The sequence below is a fragment of the Marinobacter sp. NSM genome, from assembly GCF_052380025.1.
In the GTDB taxonomy this organism is placed as follows: domain Bacteria; phylum Pseudomonadota; class Gammaproteobacteria; order Pseudomonadales; family Oleiphilaceae; genus Marinobacter.
In genome coordinates this window covers 238,919-261,777 of the sequence record NZ_JBQTCK010000001.1, presented here as the reverse complement: position 1 = coordinate 261,777, position 22,859 = coordinate 238,919, and the positions used below count along the sequence as shown (strand labels likewise).

The 22,859-nt window shown below is 57.7% G+C and carries 24 protein-coding genes; 15 read left to right on the top strand and 9 right to left on the bottom strand.

What is annotated here, in order from left to right; all coding sequences use genetic code 11:
- Positions 1-9: 9 nt before the first annotated feature.
- Complete coding sequence (gene clpS, locus ACTZWX_RS01245) at positions 10-369, bottom strand: ATP-dependent Clp protease adapter ClpS (RefSeq protein WP_061330994.1); 360 nt, start codon at positions 367-369, stop codon at positions 10-12.
- Between the two features lie 344 nt (positions 370-713).
- On the opposite strand from clpS, the gene ACTZWX_RS01240 reads away from it, so the two are divergent.
- From ACTZWX_RS01240 to ACTZWX_RS01205, 8 genes are all read left to right on the top strand, one after another.
- The gene (locus ACTZWX_RS01240) at positions 714-1,025 is read left to right on the top strand and encodes a cold shock domain-containing protein (protein ID WP_058089870.1); all 312 of its coding nucleotides are present in this window, start codon (positions 714-716) and stop codon (positions 1,023-1,025) included.
- A gap of 132 nt (positions 1,026-1,157) precedes the next feature.
- On the top strand, positions 1,158-1,787 hold the full coding sequence (locus tag ACTZWX_RS01235) for a pseudouridine synthase (protein WP_444712402.1): 630 nt from the start codon (positions 1,158-1,160) through the stop codon (positions 1,785-1,787).
- Between the two features lie 2 nt (positions 1,788-1,789).
- Positions 1,790-2,239, top strand: a complete 450-nt coding sequence (locus ACTZWX_RS01230) for an NUDIX hydrolase (RefSeq protein ID WP_058089549.1) — start codon at positions 1,790-1,792, stop codon at positions 2,237-2,239.
- 50 nt (positions 2,240-2,289) lie between these two features.
- Complete coding sequence (mnmA, locus tag ACTZWX_RS01225; RefSeq protein ID WP_444712401.1) at positions 2,290-3,468, top strand: tRNA 2-thiouridine(34) synthase MnmA; 1,179 nt, start codon at positions 2,290-2,292, stop codon at positions 3,466-3,468.
- Positions 3,465-4,085 (top strand): high frequency lysogenization protein HflD, encoded by a 621-nt coding sequence (hflD, locus tag ACTZWX_RS01220; RefSeq protein WP_444712400.1) that lies wholly within the window; start codon positions 3,465-3,467, stop codon positions 4,083-4,085. Before mnmA ends, hflD begins: the two co-directional genes overlap by 4 nt.
- An 82-nt stretch (positions 4,086-4,167) precedes the next feature.
- On the top strand, positions 4,168-5,535 hold the full coding sequence (gene purB / locus ACTZWX_RS01215; protein ID WP_058089546.1) for an adenylosuccinate lyase: 1,368 nt from the start codon (positions 4,168-4,170) through the stop codon (positions 5,533-5,535).
- A gap of 14 nt (positions 5,536-5,549) precedes the next feature.
- Entirely contained in the window at positions 5,550-6,701 is a 1,152-nt protein-coding gene (locus ACTZWX_RS01210; RefSeq protein ID WP_444712399.1) for a JmjC domain-containing protein, read from the top strand.
- 3 nt (positions 6,702-6,704) lie between these two features.
- On the top strand, positions 6,705-7,670 hold the full coding sequence (locus tag ACTZWX_RS01205) for a GNAT family N-acetyltransferase (RefSeq protein WP_444712398.1): 966 nt from the start codon (positions 6,705-6,707) through the stop codon (positions 7,668-7,670).
- Here the strand turns inward: ACTZWX_RS01205 and ACTZWX_RS01200 are convergent.
- Positions 7,659-8,669: a LysR family transcriptional regulator gene (locus tag ACTZWX_RS01200; protein WP_058089869.1), complete on the bottom strand. Its 1,011-nt coding sequence runs from the start codon at positions 8,667-8,669 to the stop codon at positions 7,659-7,661. The two genes, ACTZWX_RS01205 and ACTZWX_RS01200, sit on opposite strands and share 12 nt — an antisense overlap.
- A gap of 243 nt (positions 8,670-8,912) precedes the next feature.
- Between ACTZWX_RS01200 and ACTZWX_RS01195 the strand changes: the two genes are divergently transcribed.
- Both ACTZWX_RS01195 and ACTZWX_RS01190 read left to right on the top strand, forming a co-directional pair.
- Positions 8,913-9,683, top strand: a complete 771-nt coding sequence (locus tag ACTZWX_RS01195; protein ID WP_444712397.1) for a hypothetical protein — start codon at positions 8,913-8,915, stop codon at positions 9,681-9,683.
- 110 nt (positions 9,684-9,793) lie between these two features.
- A complete protein-coding gene (locus tag ACTZWX_RS01190) occupies positions 9,794-12,076 on the top strand; it encodes an ATP-binding protein (RefSeq protein ID WP_444712837.1) in 2,283 nt (760 codons plus the stop codon).
- Here ACTZWX_RS01190 and ACTZWX_RS01185 read toward each other — a convergent pair.
- Positions 12,030-12,494 (bottom strand): MarR family winged helix-turn-helix transcriptional regulator, encoded by a 465-nt coding sequence (locus tag ACTZWX_RS01185; protein ID WP_444712396.1) that lies wholly within the window; start codon positions 12,492-12,494, stop codon positions 12,030-12,032. The genes ACTZWX_RS01190 and ACTZWX_RS01185 overlap by 47 nt on opposite strands.
- 1 nt (position 12,495) lies before the next feature.
- Complete coding sequence (locus ACTZWX_RS01180; RefSeq protein ID WP_152437957.1) at positions 12,496-12,981, bottom strand: glutathione peroxidase; 486 nt, start codon at positions 12,979-12,981, stop codon at positions 12,496-12,498.
- 250 nt (positions 12,982-13,231) lie between these two features.
- Between ACTZWX_RS01180 and ACTZWX_RS01175 the strand changes: the two genes are divergently transcribed.
- The 3 genes from ACTZWX_RS01175 to htpX all read left to right on the top strand — a co-directional run bounded on the left by ACTZWX_RS01175 (position 13,232) and on the right by htpX (position 15,906).
- Positions 13,232-14,446, top strand: coding sequence for a pyridoxal phosphate-dependent aminotransferase (locus tag ACTZWX_RS01175; RefSeq protein WP_061330984.1), 1,215 nt, complete (start codon positions 13,232-13,234; stop codon positions 14,444-14,446).
- Between the two features lie 11 nt (positions 14,447-14,457).
- Positions 14,458-14,931 (top strand): hypothetical protein, encoded by a 474-nt coding sequence (locus tag ACTZWX_RS01170; protein WP_444712395.1) that lies wholly within the window; start codon positions 14,458-14,460, stop codon positions 14,929-14,931.
- 93 nt (positions 14,932-15,024) lie between these two features.
- The gene (gene htpX / locus ACTZWX_RS01165; RefSeq protein ID WP_444712394.1) at positions 15,025-15,906 is read left to right on the top strand and encodes a protease HtpX; all 882 of its coding nucleotides are present in this window, start codon (positions 15,025-15,027) and stop codon (positions 15,904-15,906) included.
- A 59-nt stretch (positions 15,907-15,965) separates the two neighbouring features.
- Here htpX and pdxB read toward each other — a convergent pair whose 3' ends face one another.
- Genes pdxB through ACTZWX_RS01150 form a run of 3 tightly spaced genes read right to left on the bottom strand, consistent with a single transcriptional unit; the run spans position 15,966 to position 19,034 of the window.
- Positions 15,966-17,120: a 4-phosphoerythronate dehydrogenase PdxB gene (gene pdxB / locus ACTZWX_RS01160; protein ID WP_444712393.1), complete on the bottom strand. Its 1,155-nt coding sequence runs from the start codon at positions 17,118-17,120 to the stop codon at positions 15,966-15,968.
- Between the two features lie 43 nt (positions 17,121-17,163).
- The gene (locus tag ACTZWX_RS01155) at positions 17,164-18,447 is read right to left on the bottom strand and encodes a DEAD/DEAH box helicase (protein ID WP_444712392.1); all 1,284 of its coding nucleotides are present in this window, start codon (positions 18,445-18,447) and stop codon (positions 17,164-17,166) included.
- A complete protein-coding gene (locus tag ACTZWX_RS01150; protein WP_444712391.1) occupies positions 18,444-19,034 on the bottom strand; it encodes an elongation factor P hydroxylase in 591 nt (196 codons plus the stop codon). The genes ACTZWX_RS01155 and ACTZWX_RS01150 overlap by 4 nt, the downstream gene beginning before the upstream one ends.
- A 131-nt stretch (positions 19,035-19,165) precedes the next feature.
- On the opposite strand from ACTZWX_RS01150, the gene dsbD reads away from it, so the two are divergent.
- Positions 19,166-21,061, top strand: coding sequence for a protein-disulfide reductase DsbD (gene dsbD / locus ACTZWX_RS01145; protein ID WP_444712390.1), 1,896 nt, complete (start codon positions 19,166-19,168; stop codon positions 21,059-21,061).
- Between the two features lie 9 nt (positions 21,062-21,070).
- On the opposite strand, the gene tusA is transcribed toward dsbD, so the two are convergent.
- Entirely contained in the window at positions 21,071-21,313 is a 243-nt protein-coding gene (gene tusA, locus ACTZWX_RS01140) for a sulfurtransferase TusA (RefSeq protein ID WP_444712389.1), read from the bottom strand.
- An 82-nt stretch (positions 21,314-21,395) separates the two neighbouring features.
- Here tusA and ACTZWX_RS01135 point away from each other — a divergent pair, with 82 nt between their 5' ends.
- The gene (locus ACTZWX_RS01135) at positions 21,396-21,689 is read left to right on the top strand and encodes an antibiotic biosynthesis monooxygenase family protein (protein WP_444712388.1); all 294 of its coding nucleotides are present in this window, start codon (positions 21,396-21,398) and stop codon (positions 21,687-21,689) included.
- 11 nt (positions 21,690-21,700) lie between these two features.
- On the opposite strand, the gene rlmM is transcribed toward ACTZWX_RS01135, so the two are convergent.
- Positions 21,701-22,777, bottom strand: a complete 1,077-nt coding sequence (gene rlmM / locus ACTZWX_RS01130; RefSeq protein WP_444712387.1) for a 23S rRNA (cytidine(2498)-2'-O)-methyltransferase RlmM — start codon at positions 22,775-22,777, stop codon at positions 21,701-21,703.
- Positions 22,778-22,859 lie beyond the last annotated feature (82 nt).

The window sequence follows — 22,859 nt, the reverse complement described above, 5'->3', positions numbered from 1 at the left end:
CGCCGTCTATCAGTCCGCACGTTCAATCTCGCAAAGGAGCGGATGCTCGCATTCCGAAGAATACTGGTTCACCTGTGCCGCCTTTGTTTCCGCGATGTCACGGGTATATACCCCACATACGGCTTTTCCCTGCGTATGGACGAGCAGCATCACCTGCGTCGCCTTTTCTTCGTTCATTCCGAAGAACTTCATCAGTACATCCACCACGAAATCCATGGGTGTGTAGTCATCGTTCAGGAGCACAACCCGATACCGGGCCGGGCGCTTCAGAGCTGGCTTCTCGGGCGCAACACTAACACCTTCATGACGCCCGGGCTGTTCGTCCTCCCCCTGATTAAATACTAGTAGAGAATTCTCAATTGTCCGCATGGTTCTGTTTACCGGTTATTCGGTTTCCTGACTAAATGTGGTTGCCCGCAACCCGGTTTTCAAGCGAAAGCCCGGTTCAAGCGTGAGTTATTTATCAATACGGACATGATACCGCTTCCGGACCTTGTTGAACCACTCATTCGGCGACTACTGCCCCTTGACTCGAGCCCGGGTTTGGCCGACAGTTAAGGAGCATTGTAAAATAATGTAAACCTGTGCAACCAGCATGTAACAGCAGGCGACACCTGCCATGCCGAATCGCACCATTTATGACCCGGCCCGTCCGGGTCTCAGGCAGCAATTGCAATAATAAGAGTGACAGCAAAGGAACAGGGGAGTTCATCATGCCTAGAGGCAAGGTCAAATGGTTCAACAACGCCAAGGGATACGGCTTTATCATCGAAGACGGCTGCAGCGATGACCTGTTCGCCCACTTCTCTTCGGTGCAAATGGACGGCTACAAAACGCTGAAAGCTGGCCAGGCGGTCACCTTTGAGAAAAAGCCCAGTGACAAAGGGGTGCACGCCGTCAATATCGTTCCTGACGAAACCCAGGCGAAACAGCCTTCTGAAATTGGGGGCAAGCAGTCTGAGCCGTCCTCCCGGGACCAATCGTCAGGCCGGGACGGGTATCCGCCCAGAGCCGTTAACGCCTGAGAAGGCGCCTTGGCCAATCACTCTCACCTGCCAGTTCAGCTGGCAGGTACGTTTTTTTATGCTTTTTTTACAGGGGTTAATCCTATACGCTTGCCGCTTTCGAGCACCCGTTAGCGAGACAGGACCCCGTGCATGGCGGAGCTGATTCTATTCAACAAGCCATTTCAGGTGTTAAGCCAGTTCACCGACGAACGCCAGAACAATCCTCGCGCAACACTCGCCGACTGGATCAGGAAACCGGGCCTCTACCCCGCCGGCCGACTGGACTATGACTCCGAAGGCTTGCTCCTGCTGACCAACCACGGCCCGCTACAACATCGAATTGCCGCCCCCGACAACAAGATGCCAAAAACCTACTGGGTACAGGTGGAGGGAGAGATTTCCCAGCAGGCCATTGAGCAGCTTTGTCAGGGCGTTAAGCTGAAAGATGGGTTAACCCGGCCCGCCACAGCCCGCCGAATGAACAAACCGACCGTCTGGCCCAGGGTTCCGCCAGTCCGGCACCGGGAAACCATTCCGACCAGCTGGCTTGAGCTCACCATCACCGAAGGCCGCAACCGCCAGGTACGGCGCATGACAGCAGCCGTTGGCTACCCTACCCTTAGACTTATTCGGTACCGGATTGGTGACTGGACGCTCGACAACCTCGCGCCCGGCCAGTATCGGCTTGAGGCTGTACACCTGCCCGACAGCCCGGTAACCAGCAAACCGAAACCCGGCCGCCACAAATCGCGCCCGTTCAGACACAGGAGACCCCGTTAACCATGACCTGGAAACCCCATGCCACCGTCGCCGTTGTGGTCGAGAACGAACAGGGTCAGTTTCTGCTGGTTGAGGAAATCAGCAACGACAAGGTGGTGTTCAATCAACCAGCGGGCCACATTGAAGAAAACGAAGCCGTGCTGGATGCGGTGCGCCGTGAAACCCTCGAAGAGACCGGCTGGGAAGTGGAGCCTCAGTTCTTTTTGGGCGTATACACCTATAAAGCACCGGCCAACGGCGTTACCTATCACCGCTTTTGCTACGCCGCCCGCGCGATAAAGCAGGTCACCACGGAGCTGGACACCGGCATTATCCAGCCGCACTGGCTTAGTATTGAAGAAATTCGGGGCCTCGGCGACAAGCTCCGCAGCCCGTTGGTGCTGCGCTGTATCGAGGATTACCGAAATGGCCGGCAATTCCCCCTTGATGTCGTGGTGGATGACCAGACGTAACCACCACAAGATGATAAAATCGCCGTTTTCAACCGGCTACCGAAAGGCTCATGATCCAGAATCCTGACTCCAGTACTCCCAAGAACACCCGCGTGATTGTGGGCATGTCCGGTGGCGTGGACTCCTCTGTTGCCGCCTGGCTGCTGAAAGACCAGGGCTACCAGGTGGAAGGCCTATTCATGAAAAACTGGGATGAAGACGACGGTACTGAGTACTGCACCGCCATGACCGACCTCGCCGATGCCCAGGCAGTGGCGGATGCCATTGGTATCAAGCTGCACACCGCCAGTTTTGCGGCTGAATACTGGGACCGGGTGTTTGAGCACTTTCTGTCAGAATACAGCGCAGGGCGCACCCCCAACCCCGACATCCTGTGCAACAAGGAAGTTAAATTCCGGGCATTTCTGGATTATGCCGTCACTCTGGGCGCCGACTACATCGCTACCGGCCACTACACACGCCAGCGCCCTCTTAATGATGGCACTGGAAAGGCTCAACTGCTGAAGGGTCTGGACCCCAACAAGGATCAGAGCTACTTCCTGCACGCGGTGTCGGGTGACCGTATTGCCCGCACCCTGTTCCCGGTAGGAGAGCTGGAAAAACCGGAAGTTCGCCGTATTGCCGAGGAACAAGGCTTTGTTACCCACGACAAAAAAGATTCTACCGGTATCTGCTTCATCGGGGAGCGCAAGTTCACCGACTTCCTGAAGCAATACCTGCCGGCCCAGCCCGGCGACATCGAAACACCGGATGGCAAAGTGATCGGCAAACATCAGGGCCTGATGTATCACACCATTGGCCAGCGCCAGGGGCTGGGTATCGGCGGCCTCGCGGAATTTGGCGATGAGCCCTGGTATGTGGCTGAAAAAAACCTGTCCCGCAATGTACTGATTGCCGTTCAGGGCAAGAACCACCCACTGCTGTTTTCCCGCGGCCTGGTGTCTGGTGCCATTGACTGGGTGGCCGGTGAGCCGCCCGCCCAGAGCTTCCGCTGCAAAGCAAAAACCCGCTATCGCCAGCCAGACCAGGACTGCGACGTCACCGTTATCGAGGGTGGCGTCAAGGTCGTCTTTGATGAAGCCCAGCGGGCCGTCACCCCCGGCCAGTCAGTGGTGTTCTACCAGGGCGATGTCTGTTTGGGCGGCGGCGTAATCGAACAAACCTGGCGCGACGGTGAAGCGCTGCCGGCACGGCTGGAACAAACCGTTGATGCAGGTGCCAGCGCATGAGCAAATCCCTGCACGACCAGACCCTGGCATTGGCTGGCCTGTTCCAGGCAGCCGCACTGGTGCGGCAGATTGCCCATAATGGCAGCTGTAGCGACGAGTCCCTGGAAACCAGCATACGCTCTCTGTTCGCCACCGATCCAGCGTCCACCCTGGATGTTTACGGGGGCGAATTGTCTGACATCCGTGAAGGCCTGGAGGCCCTGTCCACCTCACTGGCGCAACAGAGCCGCCCACAGGATGTCGAGATACTGCGCTACGTGCTGAACCTCGTTCACCTTGAATCCAAACTCAAACGCGACGGCGACATGCTCAACGTGATTGGCAGCCGGATTGAACAGGCGCGGCATACCGCCAGCCACTTCGGATACACCCACAGCAACCTGATCGGCAATCTGGCGTCCATTTACACAGACACCATCAGCACGTTCCGCCTGCGCATTCAGGTCAGCGGCAACCCCCAGGTGCTTCAGCGGGAAGAAAATGCGGCGAAGGTTCGCGCCCTGTTGCTGGCCGGTATCCGCTCGGCAGTGCTCTGGCGTCAGAGCGGCGGCCACCGCTGGCAGCTGATCTTCAAACGCAAAAAGGTCATCATGCACGCCCGGGAGTTGCTGCGCTGATTCGCAGCGCCCTCTGGTGTATCATTAGCGCCTTCTTAATAGTCCCGATTCGATTTTTCTTTGATGAACTGAGAGGTTTTCGATGGAACTCACCGCCCTGACCGCCATTTCCCCGGTCGATGGCCGCTACGGCAGTAAAGTCAGCGTATTTCGCAGCATCTTCAGTGAATACGGCCTGATCCGTAACCGGGTAACCGTCGAAATCCGCTGGTTGCAGAAACTGGCCGCTCACCCGGCCATTACCGAAGTGCCAGCATTCTCCGACGAAGCCAACGCCTTCCTGGACAAAATGGTCAGCGAATTCAGCCTGGCCGATGCGGAGCGCATCAAAGACATCGAACGCACCACCAACCACGATGTCAAAGCGGTCGAGTACCTGATCAAAGAAAAGATCGCCGATGTGCCCGAGCTGCACGCGGTGACCGAGTTCGTTCACTTTGCCTGTACCTCCGAAGACATCAATAACCTGTCTCACGGGCTGATGCTGCGCGAAGGCCTGGACCACGGCCTGTTACCGGCCATGGACAAAGTCGTCGACAAACTGGCCGAACTGGCCAAGGAACATGCCGAACAGCCCATGCTGTCCCGCACCCACGGACAGACCGCGTCTCCCACCACCGTCGGCAAGGAACTGGCCAACGTGGTGTATCGCCTGCGCCGCCAGTTGATGCAAATCCGCGAAGTGGAAATCATGGGCAAGATCAACGGTGCGGTCGGCAACTACAACGCCCATCTGTCTGCCTATCCAGATGTGGACTGGGCAGCCAACGCCGAAGAGTTCATTGAGAGCCTCGGCCTGGACTGGAACCCGTACACCACCCAGATTGAGCCCCACGACTACATCGCCGAACTGTATGATGCCATTGCCCGCTTCAATACCATCCTGATCGATCTGGACCGGGACATCTGGGGTTACATCTCCCTTGGCTACTTCAAGCAGAAGACAGTGGCCGGCGAGATTGGCTCCTCCACTATGCCCCACAAGGTAAACCCCATCGACTTCGAGAACTCCGAGGGCAACCTGGGCATCGCCAACGCGCTCTTCAGCCACCTGTCTGCCAAGCTGCCAATCTCCCGCTGGCAGCGTGACCTGACTGACTCCACCGTGCTGCGTAATCTGGGCGTGGGCTTTGCTCACAGCCTGATTGCCTACGAGGCTACCCTGAAAGGCCTGGGCAAACTGGAAATCAACCCGGCCCGCCTCAACGAAGACCTGAACAACGCCTGGGAAGTGCTGGCCGAGCCGATCCAGACCGTGATGCGCCGTTACAACATCGAAAAACCCTACGAAAAGCTCAAAGACTTAACCCGTGGCAAAGCCATGAGCCCGGAAGTCATCAAGAATTTCGTGGAAACACTGGATATTCCGGAGCACGCCAAGGCCGAACTGCGCGCCCTGACGCCGGACACCTACATTGGTAATGCCGTCGAACAGGCCGGCAATATTTAACCTGGAGCAACACCATGGACATGCTTGGCGGACTGACAGCTTCTGAATTTCTGCGGGACTACTGGCAGAAGAAGCCGCTGGTTATCCGTCAGGCATTTCCCGGTTTCCAGAGTCCGGTTAGTCCGGACGAGTTGGCCGGGCTAGCCTGTGAGGAAGCAGTGGAATCGCGCATCGTGATCGAGAACGATGCCGGTAAACCCTGGCAACTGCACAACGGTCCTTTCAGCCCGGACCGCTTCAGTGACTTGCCGGAACAGGACTGGACCTTACTGGTTCAGGGACTGGACCACTGGGTACCGGAGATTGCCGACCTGCTCGACAACTTCCGCTTCATTCCCAACTGGCGTCTGGATGACATCATGGCCAGCTACGCCCCGAAAGGTGGCAGCGTTGGCCCCCACTACGACATGTATGATGTTTTCCTGTTGCAGGCCCAGGGCCACCGGCGCTGGACGTTCGGCGGCCACTGTGACCATACCTCGCCGAGAGTAGAAGGCACCCCACTGCGCATCCTGAGCAGCTGGGCTGGCGAGGAAACCGTCACCCTGGCCCCGGGTGACATGCTGTACCTGCCCCCGGGCATCGGCCACCATGGTGTGGCGGAAGACGACTGTATTACTCTGTCCGTGGGTTTTCGGGCCCCGACCATCGATGACATTCTCACCAGTTTTACCGATTTTCTCAGCCAGAAAGAAAAAGCTGCCGAGCACCTGGACGACCCGGACCTTCGAGTACAGGACAACCCCGGCACCATCGGCCCGGAAGTGATCAACCGCCTGGATACTGTCATCCGTGAGCAACTGGGCGATCGCCGCAACCTGGCCCTTTGGTTCGGCCAGTTCGCCACCGCCCCCAAGAGCATGGATATTGTAGTGCCGGCGGATGAACCCGCAGAAGCAAAAGATCTGGCTGAAGCCATCCGCGCCGGCGAGCAACTGCGCTGGAACGAAGGTTCCCGCTTCGCCTATCATGAACTGGACAGTGAAACTGCCCTGTTTGTGGATGGCGAGCAATACCTCCTGAGAGGCGATGCCCGGCCACTGGCACCGCTGCTCTGTGCCGGCGCCCGGATCAACATGGGCGCTCTGGCAGAATATGCCGGCGACGAGGCCCTGCTTGGCCTGCTCACCAATCTGTACAATCAGGGCTCAGTGTACTTCGAGTAAGCCATGAACCTGAGATTCCGAAAATACAGCTGGCAACTGGCGCCCTCATCCATCAGAGACATCCGCCAACGGGTGTTTGTTGAGGAACAGCAGGTGCCACCGGAGCTGGAGTGGGACGACACCGACGAGATTGCTGACCACTACCTGGCCGTGGATGAAAACAACACCCCAGCGGCTACCGCTCGCCTGTTCTCCACGCTTGAAGAGACCGGTTATATCGGTCGTATGGCGGTGTTACCGGAGTATCGTGGCCAGGGGGCTGGTGATGCCCTGCTCAGACACCTGCTGGCCGAATCCGCTGGTCGCTTCCAGGAACTGAAACTCTCCGCCCAGCAGCACGCCACCGGGTTCTACCAACGCTTCGGCTTTCACATCTGCTCGGATATCTATGATGATGCTGGCATTCCCCACCTGGATATGCGCTGCCTGGCTCCCACGCTGGCCAGTCAACCAGGTGATCAACGCGCGAAGCCACTGATTCTTGGCGAGGATTCCAAAAGCTGGCTGTTCAGCGATGAGGGCACCATGCTGGAATTGATGGACTCACTGGTAGCGCAAGCCGGCCAACGCATATGGCTGTATGACGACGTGCTTGATCACGGCCTCTATGACCGCTACCCGTTACGGGAACTGATCTCTGCGGTGGCTCGCCGGCACCGGCTGAGCGAAGTGCGCATCCTGATTCACGATGACAAGCCGTTGGTTAAACGCCGGCATCAACTGGTTGAGCTGCTGCGACGGCTCACCAGCCGGATTGAACTACGGTTGGTCAACACCGATTATCCGATGGAGAACCAGCCGTTCCTGCTGGCAGACCGCGAGGGCGTACTGTACCGCCACGATTTCAATAAGCCCGAAGGCTTCGCCAATTTTGCCAACCCGGGCCGGGTCAAGCTCATGGAGGAAGCCTTCCAGCGCATGTGGGATGCTGGCCGGGGCTCGCTGGAACTTCGGGAACTACCGCTCTGAATGCAGCCCCGGGGTAGCCTGGGGAGACTCAAATCTGGCACCGAAGGGTGCGAACTCCTCGTCCACTTCTTCCGCCACCTCGGCAATAAGCTTTCGCAACCATTGATGATCGCTGTTGTGCTGCAGTAACGGACTCCAGGCCATTTTCAGCTCGAACGGTGGAATCTCGAACGGTGGTACCTTTACCACCAGGTTCGGATTGTCTTTCTGCAGCCAGGCCGCGCGAGATGGCAGAGTGGCGATCAGGTCATGCTGCTCCGCCAGCAACATGGCCACCTGATAATGCCGGGTGAATACCGAGATCTGTCGCTTGCGCCCCATTCGCCCCAGGGCTTCATCTACCCACCCCAGCCTCTGGACATCCTTGGGGTTCACCCCCACGCCCACGCCGAAGCCGGTTTTACTGACCCAGATGTGGCTGGCATCGAGGTAGGTATCCAAGGTAAACGGTTCCTTCAGGATGGGGTTACGGGCATTCATCAGGCAGGCAAAATACTCGATCCACAGGGTTTTCTGGTGGAACGACTGGGGAATCTTGTCGAAACGGTTGATGGCCATATCCAGCCGGCCCTGCTCCACATCCAGAAAGCTCACGTCGCTGGGGGTCAGCACGTCCAGGGTAACGTGGGGCGCCTCCTGGCGAATCCGCCGCAATACCCTGGGCATCAGACAGGATTCCGCGTAGTCACTGGCCATGATGCGGAATACCCGCTGGCTCTCCTGGGCAGCAAAGGGGGTTTTCTCCTGCACCGCCTGTTCAATGTCCGAGAGAATGCCACGGACCAACGGCTGCAGTTCCCGGGCCCGCTCCGTGGCTGTCATGCCCTCACTGGTACGCACCAGCAACGGGTCGCCAAACAGATCCCGTAACCGGCGCAAACCGTTGCTCATGGCGGGCTGGGTGATGCCCAGATGATTGGCTGCCTTGGTGACATTGCGTTCACGCAGCAGCACGTCAAGGTATACAAGCAGATTGAGATCTACCCGGGAAATGTCCATGCAAGCATCCTGGAAAGCAGAGTGGCGGCACCGGTCTGGCCCGCCTATACATTCACCAGACCAATATACAGCAATCCCATAATTCATTAAATGAATGAAGTATTTACTGTACTTACAACCGGAAACGGACGACTGTCCAGATTTCTGCTAGGCTTTCAGGGCGTTACCCAATAATATCTGACAATTAGCGGCGCGCCCCCAAAGGCGGTCCGTTCACTGTAATCCGGAGCCATTACCGACGCCATGGATACCATCACCATTGTGCTGCTGCTCGCGGCGATCGTCACCGTCTCATTGGTCATTATCGTTATCAGTCAGATGCGTGAAAAGGCGCGGATTGAGCGGGTTCGCAAGATGACCGCCCGGGAAGACGAATACAACCGCGCCTACCGCCTGTTCTCGGAGATTCCGGCCCAGTACCTGTCTCCCGATCTCAAGCTGCTGCTGCTCAAGCGCATGGAAGAATCCTGTCACGATCTGGCCGCGCTTAAGTCCGAGCAACCGGTCAACGAATGGCTCGACACCATCAAACAGATCAGGAAACAGGTACTGGAGAACAATGATAACCGGGCATCGGTCAGAATCGACTCCCCGGAGAAAGCCACCTACGTCAAAGAACTGCTTCAAAGCCTGTTCAAAATGATTGAGGCCATGCACAAAGCCGGTCGGCTCGACACCGCCAGCGCCAAAAAGCACCTGAAGCATGTGCTGTTTCTGGTGCACAAAACCCACGCCGACCTTCACGTTTTCCAGGCCCGGGACCATATCCGGCAGAACCAGATCCGCAAGGCCATACACGCCTACCACCTGGCCAGCACGGAAATGGGTAAATCCAAAGATAATCCGCTGGCCATGAAAGCCGTCAAAAGCTTCAGAACGCGCATCAAGGAGCTTGAAGCCAGTATGGCCAACGGCACCACACAAACCGAAAGCTACTCAAAGCTAGACCGGGAATGGGATAACTTCTTGCAGGACGATGGCACCTGGAAGAAAAAGGCTGATTACGACGACTGAGGAACACGCTTTACCCAATTGACCAGCCACAGGGACGACCATTCACCGTGTTAAAGAGCTTCCGGCACAGACTTTCCTACCGCCTTACCCGCGACACCGTACTGGTGGCCATGGCTCTTGGCCTGGTTCTGAACCTGATTCAGATCACCCTCGACTTTTTCTCGGCGAAAGACGCCATGGAACAGGACATACGGGCACTGATCGAGATCAGTAACAGTCCGGCGTCCCAGATTGCCTACAATATCGATGTGAGGCTGGCCGAGGAACTACTGGATGGCCTGTTACGCCACCCGGCGACCATAGATGCGCGGATTGTGGACAGTGATGGCCAGGCCATGTCGGCCGCCAGCCAAAGCAGCCCCATCTCCCGATACCGCTGGATCAGCGACCTGCTGTTCGGTTCCAGCAGTATCTTCAGCACAGAACTCCAGGTACCCCAGTTACAGGACCTGCCATTGGGCCACCTGGTTGTCACCATCGATACCTGGCATTACGGCTGGCAGTTCCTCCAGCGGGCAGTCAACACATTCGTCATTGGACTGTTCAAGAGCCTGGTGCTGTCGGTTGCGCTGCTTGGCATTTTCTATTTCGTGCTGACCCGCCCCATGCTCAACGTGATTGAAGCATTGAGCCGGGTCAGGGCCAGCACCCCGGAAAAAGTCCGACTGCCGGTGCCTGCCAACCATCGTTTTGACGAAATCGGCACCATGGTTGGCATCATCAACCAGCACCTTGAACACATGGAAGGCAGCGTGGCCCAACTGCGGGCAGCCGAAAGCGCCATGAAAAATTACTCCAGCCAGCTGGAGCAGGAAGTTGAAGATCGAACACGGGAGATCTCGGAAAAGAATCAGGCCCTGCAACGGGGCAATCGGGCGTTGGTTCGTGCCAAGGAAGACGCGGTGCGACGGGCCCGGGCCCGGGCCAACTTCCTGGCCAGCATGAGCCATGAGATCCGCACCCCCCTGAACGGGGTGCTGGGAATGCTCGGGCTGGCGCTGGAAAGTGAACAGGACGCTGGCCAGAGAAACCGCCTGGAGATTGCCCTGAACGCCGGTGAGAGCCTGCTGAGCCTGCTCAACGACATTCTTGACATCTCCAAGGTCGAAGCCGGAAAACTCAATCTCGAGAACATTCCGTTCAGCGTTCGCGACCTGGTGGAGGAATGCTCAACTCTTCACGCCCAACAAGCTCGCCGCAAACACATCAACCTGGTCAATGAAACCGACCCGATGCTACCCGAGCAGTTTCTGGGCGACCCGACGCGCACTCGCCAGATCCTCAATAATCTTCTCAGTAACGCTGTCAAGTTTACCGACGATGGCCATGTCAGGGTGCGCACCACCTATTCCGGTGGAAGCCTTCGCATGGAGGTTATCGATAGCGGCATAGGCATGTCCAAAGAAGGCTTGCACCGGATCTTCTCACCGTTTTCGCAGGCCGACACCGACACCACCCGGCTGTATGGCGGCACCGGTCTTGGCCTGACGCTGTGCCGCCAACTGGTGGAACGTATGCACGGGCAGATACTGGTGGATTCCAGCGAGGGCGCCGGTACTCATTTCACCGTCACCCTGCCCCTGCCGGTGCATGAACCCGCACACCCGACTCTGCCAGAAGCCGCTGCAACCCGGCTGTGCGAAACAGGTGTCGCCATGGCCATACCACAGGATCACCCGCACCGGCTGGCAATTGAATCACAACTGCGGGCCTGGGCGATCCCGGTCAGAAGCGCCAGCCGTCACCCAAAGGGCATCTTGCTGGTGGCCGCAGAGCCTGGCGACGAAGAGTGCAAGGCCTTTGCCGATGACTGGCTGGGAATGGGCGTTATCCTGGCAGACAGCACTGGCTCAATCAGTTCCGGCCGTCCCGGTCAGTTTATCCTGCCGCTGCCGCTCAGACGCACCGAACTCTACCACTGCCTCTGCGCCGCCGCAGGATTGCCGGACAGCGGCAGTTCACAACCGCTGGATCAATCAACCAGGGCCGCGAGAACCGAGAACCAACTCACCCTGCTGCTGGTCGAGGATAACCAGGTCAATCAGCTGGTCGCCAGCAGCCTGCTGAAGAAGCTCGGTCATCGGGTAGACCATGCAGAGAACGGCCAGAGGGCATTGGAGGCGTTGCAAAAGCGCCGTTACGACCTGGTTCTTATGGATTGCCAGATGCCCGTTATGGATGGTTACGAGGCAACCCGGGCCATCAGGCGCAACCCGGAATGGCAAAACTTGCCGATTATTGCGGTGACCGCCAATGTTATGCAGGGTGATCGGGAGGATTGCCTGGAAGCCGGAATGAACGATTACATCACCAAACCCTACAAACGTGAGGAGCTCAGGGCCGTTATCAATCGCTGGGCCCCGAACGCTCCAGAACCTCAAGCAGACTTCTGAGCTCCTGCCGAAGGGCGACCAACCGCTCCGGCGCCACATCCAGGCCGCACATCAATTGCCCTGGCACCCCGCGAGCCTGTTCACGCAACCGCCAGCCGTCGCCTGTCAGGCTAAGGCGAACAAACCGCTCGTCGCTTGCCTGCCGGCGCCGGATGAGCAGACCGCGCTCCTCCAGCCGCTTCAAAAGCGGCGTGAGAGTGCCGCTGTCCAGGCGCAACCGGGCGCCTATATCCGATACCCTGGCGGCTTCGCCAACCGGGCCATGCTCCCAGAGAGCCAGCATCACCAGATACTGCGGATAGGTCAGTCCCAGCTCCGCCAGCACGGGACGATACCGCGCTGTGACGGCCCGATTGAGGGCATAGAGGGCAAAGCAGATCTGGTTATCGAGCGCCAGCATCTGATCATCACCGTTCATTTCAGAGCAGCTTCTCGATATCAGCGCGAATGTCAGCGGGTTTCGCTGTGGGTGCGTAACGGCGGATTACCTGCCCGTCGCGGTTGACCAGGAACTTGGTAAAGTTCCACTTCACCTTTTCCGACCCCATCAGGCCCCTGGCTTCCCTCTTCAAAAACTGGAACAGCGGATGTGCGCCATCCCCGTTCACGTCAACCTTGGCAAACATCGGAAAGCTGACACCATAGTTCAGTGAACAGAACTGACTGATGGCATCCTCGTTAGCGGGGTCCTGGTTCATGAACTGGTTACAGGGAAAACCCAGAACCTCAAAGCCCTGGTCGCCCAGCTGCTCATGCAATGCCTGCAAGCCCTCAAATTGCGGAGTAAAGCCGCACTTTGAAGCGGTGTTTACAATCAGCAAGACCTTTCCCTTGTAATCCGCCATGGAGGCTTCATTGCCCTTAATGTCACGAACACTGAAATCGTAAATGGATTCGCCAGACATACGTTTACTCCTGTCGAGGATTTTCGTGAAATTACATTGTGCACAATATAATTTGGCAAAGCCACACTCTGGAAAGTCTTAATGGGCCAGTGATCCAGAGTTCACTTTCAAAAACCGCCGCAAACTATCCGTATTTGGCCACAATTCAACACATTTGCCCCTGTTGCCCCGGGGCTCCCCTCCGCTAGAATAGGATGCTTCCGTTTACCGGAACCTCTTTCAGACTGTTTGTTAAGGACGCCAGCGACCCATGCAGAACTATTTCAAATCCGCCAAGCTCGACAATGTTTGCTATGAAATTCGTGGCGTGGTTCTGCGTGAGGCGCGTCGCCTTGAAGAAGAGGGCCATCGGGTTCTCAAGCTGAACATTGGCAACCCGGCGGCGTTCGAGCTGGATGTACCGGAAGAGATCCAGCAAGACGTTATCTACAACATGCACCAGGCCCAGGGATACGTGGAGTCCAAGGGTCTGTTCTCTGCCCGAAAAGCCGTGATGCATTACTGCCAGCAACGGGGTATCGCCAAGGTCGACATCGACGACATTTTCCTGGGCAACGGCGTCAGTGAGCTGATCGTCATGTCCATGCAGGCACTGCTGAACACCGGCGATGAAGTGCTGATTCCGGCACCGGATTACCCGCTCTGGACCGCTGCCGTTACCCTCTCCAGCGGCAAGCCGGTGCACTACCGGTGCGATGAACAACAGGGCTGGTTCCCGGACATTGATGACATCAAGAAAAAGATCACCCGCCGTACCCGGGCCATTGTGCTGATCAACCCCAACAACCCCACCGGTGCGGTGTATTCGGAAGAGTTGTTGCAGCAGGTCATCGAACTGGCCAGGCAGCACAACCTGATCATCCTGTCAGACGAGATCTACGACAAGATCCTGTATGACGGCACCCAGCACACCTCCGTTGCCTCCCTGGCCGACGACGTGCTGTTCTTCACCTACAACGGGCTGTCGAAGAACTACCGGGCCGCCGGCTACCGCTCTGGCTGGATGATTATCAGTGGTGCCAAACATCGCGCCCGAGACCTGATCGAAGGCATCGAGATGCTTTCCAACATGCGCCTGTGTGCCAACGTTCCGGCACAGCTGGCCATCCAGACGTCTCTGGGTGGCTATCAGTCCATCAACGACCTGGTGGCACCCGGCGGCCGGCTTTATGAGCAGAGGGAAACCGCCTGGCGCATGCTCAACGACATTCCCGGCGTCAGCTGTGTCAAACCCCAGGGTGCCCTGTACCTGTTCCCGAGACTGGACCCGAAGCACTTCCCGGTGGTCAACGATGAAAAGCTGGTGCTCGACTTGCTGCTGCAGGAGAAAATCCTGCTGGTTCAGGGCTCCGCCTTCAACATTGATGACAAACAGCATCTGCGCGTCGTTTTCCTGCCCCGGGAAGATACCCTGGCAGACGCCATGGGCCGCCTGGGCAATTTCCTGGAGCATTACCGCCAGTAACCGGAGCTGATATGGCCGACATACATGTCGAGGAGTTCTACAAGGACGTCGCTATTGCGCTGATCCAGCTTTATGCCGCGTTCCCGAGAAGGATCAACCTGTTCGTGGAAGACATCGCCGGGCCAGACGAGCCGGATGAATTCGGACTGCACAGTAAACGGCACATGGCCTGCTTTGGAGCGCTCCTATGGCTTTCAGAGGAAGGCCTGTTGCGCTACGTCGACACCATTCGGCAGGAAGCCCTGGACCAGGCTGTTCTGACCCGCGAGGCGTTTGTGCGCCTCAGTGCCCCGGCGCCCCAGGCGTTGATACGGGAGCTTAATGCCTACAGCGCTGAAGCGGAACTGCCTCCCTCCGTACAAAAGGATTTATCAACCTATATCCACCTGCTGAGATCGGCCCTCAAGAGTGGCAGTTCCAGCCGAATCAGCCTGGCCGTTCAGTCCTCCTTCTTCATTGATACCGGCGCGGGGAGCGTGCATTAAATCCAGGTAAGGCTCTTGAAGGAGTGAACCCGGACCACATATATCGGTCAGATAGGCAACCAGTTTCAGGGATCGTTAACACGGGAATAGACTATGCGGATTTTGTTGTTTCTGGCCACCAACCTGGCGGTCATCCTGGTCGCAAGTTTTACCTTGCGCCTGCTGGGCGTTGACAGCTATCTGGCCCACCAAGGCATCAATTACGGCTCGCTCCTGGCGTTTGCAGCCGTATTCGGCTTTGCGGGTGCCATCGTCTCGCTGCTGATTTCCAAACCCATGGCCAAGTGGAGTACCAAGGCCCGGGTTATCGACTCGCCCAGAACCCCGGCCGAACGCTGGCTGGTGGACACCGTGGCAGAGCTATCAAAGAAAGCGGGCATTGGCATGCCCGAGGTGGCGATTTTCCCGGCCTCCCAATCCAACGCGTTTGCCACCGGCTGGAACAAGAACGACTCACTGGTGGCCGTCAGTGAGGGGCTGCTGCACCGCTTCAACAAGGATGAAATCCGGGCCGTACTGGGCCATGAGATTGGTCATGTAGCCAATGGTGATATGGTCACGCTTGCGCTGATTCAGGGTGTGGTGAACACCTTTGTGATTTTCGCGTCCCGGGTCATCGGCTCCTTCGTCGACCGGGTGGTGTTCAAGAACGAAAACGGCCATGGCATTGGCTTTTTCGTGGTCAGCATCGCAGCCGAGATTGTCCTTGGCATACTGGCCAGCACCATTGTGTTCTGGTTCTCCCGTCGCCGGGAATTCCGGGCTGACATCGCTGGAGCTCAGCTTGCCGGTACCGGAGCGATGATCAGCGCGCTGGCTCGCCTGAAGCAGGAAAGTGAAGTGCCGGATCAAATGCCCGATACCCTCCAGGCCTTCGGCATTAATCGCGGCGCCCGGGCCGGCCTGGCAGCCTTGTTCATGACTCACCCACCACTGGAGGATCGCATCGCAGCTCTGCAGAACGCCAGGGTTTGACAGAAAACAAAAGGGGGCGCTATCGGCGCCCCTTTGTATGTGCAATCAGGTAATGTTGATCAGATCTTGAGTTTGCAGCCCAGCGCACGGAAACCGTCCTGGAGCGATTTACTGGTCCCTTTGAGTTGAACCTTCAGGCTGGAGCACTCCCGGCGCACCGGATAGTCCCGGCGCAGGCGGTCAAACGCCACAGCCCGTTGCTCCGGATTTCCCCGCATAGCCAGTCTCAGCCTGGCATCATCCCGCCTTGGGTCATAACAGACCCGCAGTGCCGTACGAATGGCCTCATCTTCCTCGGCGGAACTGGTAAACGAGACTTTGCTGACCGCTGGTTCAGGTAAAAACTGGCCTGCTTTTTTGCGTATGGGCAGTCCCAGGAACTGACACAGCGCCCGATAAACCATTTCCGTGCCCTGCATCTTGCCTTCCAGGCTATAGCCAGCAACATGGGGCGTCGCCATCCATACCTTGTCCACAAGATCAGGACTTATCCCGGGCTCGTGCTCCCAGACATCCAGGGCCACCAGCGGTGCATCGGCTTGCTCCAGCCGGCGCATCAAAGCCTCGTTATCAACCACCTCTCCCCTGCCACCGTTGATCAGCAGCTGATCGGCGCCGATCGAAGCCAGTTCCGGGTCTGACACCATGTGCCAGGTGGCATGGGGCTGATGGCGGGTTAATGGCGTATGCAGGGTAACCACGTCACACTCCAGCGCCTCAGCGAGACTGACAAAGGGCGGTTCAGCCCCGGGTTCCCGTTCCTGCCTCGGCGGGTCACACAGGCGCACCTCAAAACCGAGGCGCTCCAGGCATTGAGCCAGCTGGCCACCGACATTACCAACGCCAACGATACCAACCGTCAGGGATGTCCAATCGTCCAACCCCCGTCGTTCAGCAAACAGCGATACCACCGACAACACATACTCAGCCACACTGCTGGCGTTGCATCCGGGGGCGGCGGCAAAGCCGATGCCCTGAGCCTGCAACCACTCCAGATCAATATGGTCTGTGCCAATGGTCGCAGTACCCACAAAACGAACCCGGCTGCCTTCCAGCAACTCCCGGTTAACACGGGTCACCGAACGAACCAGCAGGATATCCGCATCCTGCACCTGCTCACGGCTCAGCGTTCGCCCTGTAACCCGGCGTATTTCTCCAATATCACCAAAGAACGCGTCCAGTAAAGGAATGTTCTCGTCCGCAACGATCAGCATGACCTGGTCTCCATTACCCTAAATCGCCCTACACCAACGCGACTCAGTTGCGCCGGGGCCGCGAACCGCCCCGCCCTGCCGGCCCGCGGCCACTCTGGGGGCGGCGACCACCGCGCTTGCGAGTAATCGGCGGGTTATCCAAGGTGACCATCAAGTCTTCGTCTGGCACCGCGGTTTTCAGCTTCTGGCTAATGTACTTCTCGATCTCCGGTAAGGCAAAAGAGTCGTCTTCTCCGGCAAAGCTGACGGAAACACCGGTCTTGCCTGCGCGTCCGGTACGACCAATCCGGTGTACGTAATCTTCGGCGTTCTCAGGCAGGTTGTAGTTGAATACGTGGGTAACGCCATTCACGTGAATGCCCCGGCCTGCCACATCGGTAGCCACCAGAACCTGGATCTGCCCCTTTTTGAACTGATCCAGGGTTTTCAACCGTTTGTTCTGGGCGATCTCACCAGACATCAGGGACACTTTCACGCCCTGATTCTTCAGATCCTCCTCAAGATCCCGGCACTGGTCACGACGATTGGCAAACACAATGGCCTTCTCAACTTCCGGACGTTTAAGGTAGTTCACCAGCACCGGCAGTTTGACGTCGTCAGACACCAGATACACGGTCTGTTCTACCCGTTCGGCGGTTTTCTGCTCCGGCTCGATCTCCACAAACTCTGCATTTTGGGTCCACATGGACGCTAGGTTCAGAACGTCCTGGTTGAAGGTGGCGCTGAACAGCAGGGTTTGGCGATCTTCTTTGCCGGTGCACTTGCGGATAATACGTTTGACGTCGGGGATGAACCCCATATCCAGCATACGGTCTGCTTCATCCAGAATCAGGATGTCGATCTGGTCCAGAAACACGTCCTGGGAGCCCAGGAAGTCGATCAACCGGCCCGGGGTTGCCACCAGAATGTCGACAATCTCGTTCTGCAACTGCTCACGCTGCTTGTCGTAGTTCATACCGCCCACCACGGTGACCACATTGTGGCCGGTGTACTGGCACAGCTGCTCTGCGTCCTTGGCAATCTGCATCGCCAATTCACGGGTTGGAGCCAGGGCAAGCACTCTGGGCTCAGAGGCAAACCGGTCTTTTTCATCCACCGGTGTTTCCAGCAGAGTCTGTATCGCAGTAATCAGGAAGGCTGCCGTTTTACCGGTACCGGTCTGGGCCTGGCCGATCAGGTCTTCGCAAGCCAGGGTCCAGGGCAGGGTTTCGGCCTGAATGGGCGTGCAGTATTCAAATCCGATTTTACTGATGGCATCCAGCAGACGCTTGTCCAGGTTAAGATCGCTGAAGCGTAAATCGCCGGTAGGTTTTAGGTCAGCTGTCATAGAGGTTCTGTTATCCTTGATTGGTCGTGTTCGGTTGCCATGGGCGCCAAACGGCGCTTGTCCTGGTTCCAGTGATGCTGGACCCTGTCGGCAGTCCCGTAGAAAGACTTGAGTGTATCGAAAAATTGCTGAGCCCTTGATGGCAGGCCATGAGCCAGATACCGGGAGGCCTGCAGGCGCACATTCTGGCGGAAGCCTTGCTCATTGGCCGCGCCGCTGCCGGCAAGGTTATCAACGCTGATATGAAAGCGAGAGCCGGCCGCCAGGGAAAACAGCCATTCAACAGCCTGAGGCTTGACCTCCACCTGCTCAAACGCCTGCTGTTGTTCCGGGCTGCGACCATCCGGACAATACCAGTATCCGTAATCGTGCAATGTGCGCCGATGCTCACCGGCTATACACCAATGGGCAATCTCGTGGAGGGCACTGGCAAAAAAACCGTGGGCAAACACTACCCGGGCAAGTCCGTCTGGCTCACTGGCAGGCAGGTACTCCGGTTCGTCACTGCCCCTGACCAGAATGGTCCGGAAGGATTCCCGGAACAGGTCGTTGAACAGCATGATAAGATCGTCTGGATTGTGATTCATCGGTTGGCTATTGTGCGACTTTAATGCAGGCAATACCAGAGGGAACTTTGCCATGGCAATGATGTCACTGGCACCAAGGCGACGAGCCGCGATACCGCCCCATTGGAAACACCCAGGATAACGAAGAATTCATGACAGCTATTCCGGACTCCCATCAACGATTGCGCCGCCCGGTCTCCCAGCTCGTGGCCTTGCTGGCACTGCTGTTTACCCTGCTTCCGGCCTCCGCCCTGGCCTTTGGCAACTCAGGAAGCTCCCTGTTTGGTGGCGGCAACAACGGCTTCCTGCCCGTAGACGAGGCGCTGCCCTTCAACCACAGCACGGAAGGCGACAGCGTTGTCCTGTCCTGGAATATTGCCCCGGAACACTATCTCTACAAAAGCCGTATACAGATTACTCCAGTCACTGAAGGCGTCAGCATTGGCGAGCCCGAGTTCTCCCTGCCCGGCACCCTGACCGAAGACGAATACTTCGGCGAGATGATGGTGTTCTTCGATCCGGTCGAGGCCCGGGTGCCGGTCATCCTTCCCGAGGGTATACAGGAAGCGGAACTGCAAGTGACCTACCAGGGCTGCGCAAAGGCGGGTCTGTGTTATCCGCCGCAGACGCGGGACGTTCTGTACTATCCGGGTAAAGGTGATAGCCAGGGCAGTCGCTCCTCACCCGCTTCAGGCAGCGGCTCCAGCAGCGGAGCATTCAACACGACAAATAACACCTCTTCGGCAACCGGTCTGGCCGGATTCCTGTCCAGCCAGTCAATCTGGATGATCGCCGGTGTATTCTTCCTGCTGGGGCTAGGGCTGACCTTCACCCCGTGCGTGTTGCCCATGGTGCCGATTATTTCCACTATGGTCTCAGGCCACAACACCCGCACGACAGGCCATGCTCTCCTTCTTTCCGGCAGCTACGTGCTGGGCATGGCGCTTACCTACGCCGCCGCTGGGGTGATTACCGGCCTGCTGGGCGCCAGTTTCAATCTGCAGGCACAACTGCAGTCGCCCCTCGTACTCGGTGTTTTTGCGGCACTGTTTGTAGTGTTTGCCCTGGCGATGTTTGACCTGTTTGAGATTCAGCTACCCAGGTTTATCCGCGAGCCGCTGAACGATGCCAGCCAGAAGCTGACCGGCACCCGGGTGATCAGTATCTTCGGCATTGGTTCATTGTCGGCACTGATTGTCTCGCCCTGTGTCTCTGCGCCTCTGGCCGGTAGCCTGCTTTACATCTCTACCACCCAGGACGCCGTCATAGGTGGCGTTGCCCTGCTTGCACTCGGGCTTGGCATGGGTGTGCCACTGATTCTTGTGGCCGTCGGCGGTCGCAAGCTGCTGCCTACCTCAGGCCACTGGATGACGACCGTCAAACATTTTTACGGCGTGATGCTGCTTGCCGTTGCCATCTGGCTTATCGAGCGGATGGTACCAGCCTGGGCAGGCCTGACCATGTGGGGGCTACTGGTCGCCATCACAGGCGTTCAGTTGGGTGCTTTTGATGCGGCCAGGGCTGGCTGGGAACGTACACGCAAGGGCCTGGGCCTGGTACTGTTCGCCTATGGCCTGGCGCTCCTGGCAGGGGCGTTCAGCGGCGCCAATGATCCGCTGCGGCCGCTGGCACCGTTTACCGCATCTGCCGGCCAGGTTCAGGGCGGCGGCGCCAGCCATGCAGACTTCCAGCGGGTCGAAGACCCGCAACAGATTCGCGCAATGCTGGCCGATGCCCGCGCCAACCAGCAACCTGTTGTGCTCGACTTCTACGCGGATTGGTGCGTGTCGTGCAAAATCATGGAGCGGAACGTGTTCAGCGACCAGGACGTGATCCAGGCGTTAGCACCCTACACCCTGTTGCAAATCGACATGACCGACAACACCCGTGACCAACAGGCCCTGCTGGATGAACTCGGGCTGTTTGGTCCGCCGGCCATTCTGTTCTATCGAACCAACGGCGAAGAGCTACAGGAAGCGCGGGTGCTCGGGGAAATGAACCGTAGGCAGTTCCTTGACCATCTTGGCAAAGTGGCCCGGGAAAGCTGAGCGGCGTGCTCAGCTCTCACAACGGCGAATCAGGAAATGGAATTCCCCTTCCAGTTCCTGTTGGCTCAGCAGCTCATGGCCCAGGAACTGGCAAAAACGGGGTATATCCCGGGTTGTTGAAGGATCGGTCGCTACAACGCGCAACACTTCGCCCACGCCAACATCGTTGATCCGGTTGTGCAGCATCATTACCGGTTCCGGGCAGAACAGCCCTCGAGCGTCCAGCTCGGCTTGAAACTCCAGGGTTGTCACAACAGCCACCTCCAGTTCTCGTGATTTTCAGAATCCGGTGCTAAATTATTGTTTACAGCAACGAAAATAAAGGACCAATTGCATGATTCGGGTTTTGATTGAACGACACATCGCAGAGTCTCTGGAAACCGCCTACGAGGAGCGTTCACGTTTGGTACTGCAGCAGGCCGTTAGCACACCCGGTTTTATTTCAGGTGAGACGCTGGTCGACAGCCATGACCCGAACCACCGTATCACCCTTGCCAACTGGCGCTCTGAAGCTGACTGGGATCGCTGGTACCATTCCCGGGAGCGGCGCGAGCTGATGGCAGAACTGGTGCCCATGATGGACCGCGATGAAATCATCACGGTTCTTGAGCAAATCCCTATGCCCTGAGCCACTCCGGCTTAGTCCAGGCGCTCGATAAAACAGGTGATTTCCTCTCGATCATGATAAAGGTGGCGGGCCCGTACATGGCAAGTCAGGCCCGCATCCTCAAGACCACGCACCAGGATGTCCTGGCATACCAGCCATTCGTCGTAGCGCTTCTTCATCGGTAACTTCAGGTTGAATACCGTGTAACGGCAAAGCCTGTCTGCCAGCCAGTCCACTGCCATCCGGGCGGTGCGGCGCGGCTTATCGACTATGTCGCAAACCATCCAGTCGACCGCCCGCTTCGGGCGCCAGACATAACCATCCGCCTCAATGTGCTCAACATGCCCACTGGCCATCAAATCCGGATTCATCGGGCCATTATCAACAGCCGTCACCATCATACCCTGGTTCACCAGTTGCCAGGTCCAACCGCCGGGCGCGGCTCCCAGATCGACGGCTTTCCTGCCACCACCCAGGTAGTCGAGCCAGCGATCCTCCGGCAGAAATACCTTCCAGGCTTCCTCGAGTTTGAGCGCAGAGCGGCTGGGGGCCGAGGCGGGTAATCTGAGCCGCGGCACGCCCCCCGGGAACGGCGACCGGTTACCAGCGAGGCTGTACCCAATCACAGCCGTGCCAAAGTCTGCCAGCAGTATTTCCAGCCGTTTTCTGGTTTTTGCATCCGCCGTTTCCTGAAGCAATCCCGCGCGCCGCAGGTCCTTGGATAACGGCGCTACCCATTTTCGGGAAAAGTTGCCCAGGTCCCGGTCCTCGTTGTTCTCCGGTAAACGCACCTCTACCCTTGCACAGCCACTACCATTCCAATCCTGATCTCGCAGAAAACCGACAACGGCTCCAACCCGATCCTGTACTGGCAACGCGCAATCGCCCAGGATAACGAACCAATCCCGGACAAATACCAGTTCGTCCAACGGCAGGCGGCCCATCAGTTCCTCCGGACTTTCCTCACTGCCAATGGTAAACCGAACCAGCCCGCTATTCCTGACCGGCTGAAAGTAACCAAACACGCCTTTAAGGGCTGCCTGATCCGCCACTTCCTGGCCCGCCTCGGCTTCGAATCCCGGGCGGCACACCAGCATAACCTGTTGCATCTATCACCTTTTCATTCAAAATTGTCAGGAATCTGACACCCTGACAAACAAGAAACTTGAACCTGTTTAACAGCAGGATTTG

Coding starts and splice junctions, on each gene's coding strand:
- clpS (WP_061330994.1), bottom strand. CDS start 369: ATGCGGACAATTGAGAATTCTCTACTAGTATTTAATCAGGGGGAGGAC.
- ACTZWX_RS01240 (WP_058089870.1), top strand. CDS start 714: ATGCCTAGAGGCAAGGTCAAATGGTTCAACAACGCCAAGGGATACGGC.
- ACTZWX_RS01235 (WP_444712402.1), top strand. CDS start 1,158: ATGGCGGAGCTGATTCTATTCAACAAGCCATTTCAGGTGTTAAGCCAG.
- ACTZWX_RS01230 (WP_058089549.1), top strand. CDS start 1,790: ATGACCTGGAAACCCCATGCCACCGTCGCCGTTGTGGTCGAGAACGAA.
- mnmA (WP_444712401.1), top strand. CDS start 2,290: ATGATCCAGAATCCTGACTCCAGTACTCCCAAGAACACCCGCGTGATT.
- hflD (WP_444712400.1), top strand. CDS start 3,465: ATGAGCAAATCCCTGCACGACCAGACCCTGGCATTGGCTGGCCTGTTC.
- purB (WP_058089546.1), top strand. CDS start 4,168: ATGGAACTCACCGCCCTGACCGCCATTTCCCCGGTCGATGGCCGCTAC.
- ACTZWX_RS01210 (WP_444712399.1), top strand. CDS start 5,550: ATGGACATGCTTGGCGGACTGACAGCTTCTGAATTTCTGCGGGACTAC.
- ACTZWX_RS01205 (WP_444712398.1), top strand. CDS start 6,705: ATGAACCTGAGATTCCGAAAATACAGCTGGCAACTGGCGCCCTCATCC.
- ACTZWX_RS01200 (WP_058089869.1), bottom strand. CDS start 8,669: ATGGACATTTCCCGGGTAGATCTCAATCTGCTTGTATACCTTGACGTG.
- ACTZWX_RS01195 (WP_444712397.1), top strand. CDS start 8,913: ATGGATACCATCACCATTGTGCTGCTGCTCGCGGCGATCGTCACCGTC.
- ACTZWX_RS01190 (WP_444712837.1), top strand. CDS start 9,794: ATGGCTCTTGGCCTGGTTCTGAACCTGATTCAGATCACCCTCGACTTT.
- ACTZWX_RS01185 (WP_444712396.1), bottom strand. CDS start 12,494: ATGAACGGTGATGATCAGATGCTGGCGCTCGATAACCAGATCTGCTTT.
- ACTZWX_RS01180 (WP_152437957.1), bottom strand. CDS start 12,981: ATGTCTGGCGAATCCATTTACGATTTCAGTGTTCGTGACATTAAGGGC.
- ACTZWX_RS01175 (WP_061330984.1), top strand. CDS start 13,232: ATGCAGAACTATTTCAAATCCGCCAAGCTCGACAATGTTTGCTATGAA.
- ACTZWX_RS01170 (WP_444712395.1), top strand. CDS start 14,458: ATGGCCGACATACATGTCGAGGAGTTCTACAAGGACGTCGCTATTGCG.
- htpX (WP_444712394.1), top strand. CDS start 15,025: ATGCGGATTTTGTTGTTTCTGGCCACCAACCTGGCGGTCATCCTGGTC.
- pdxB (WP_444712393.1), bottom strand. CDS start 17,120: ATGCTGATCGTTGCGGACGAGAACATTCCTTTACTGGACGCGTTCTTT.
- ACTZWX_RS01155 (WP_444712392.1), bottom strand. CDS start 18,447: ATGACAGCTGACCTAAAACCTACCGGCGATTTACGCTTCAGCGATCTT.
- ACTZWX_RS01150 (WP_444712391.1), bottom strand. CDS start 19,034: ATGAATCACAATCCAGACGATCTTATCATGCTGTTCAACGACCTGTTC.
- dsbD (WP_444712390.1), top strand. CDS start 19,166: ATGACAGCTATTCCGGACTCCCATCAACGATTGCGCCGCCCGGTCTCC.
- ACTZWX_RS01135 (WP_444712388.1), top strand. CDS start 21,396: ATGATTCGGGTTTTGATTGAACGACACATCGCAGAGTCTCTGGAAACC.
- rlmM (WP_444712387.1), bottom strand. CDS start 22,777: ATGCAACAGGTTATGCTGGTGTGCCGCCCGGGATTCGAAGCCGAGGCG.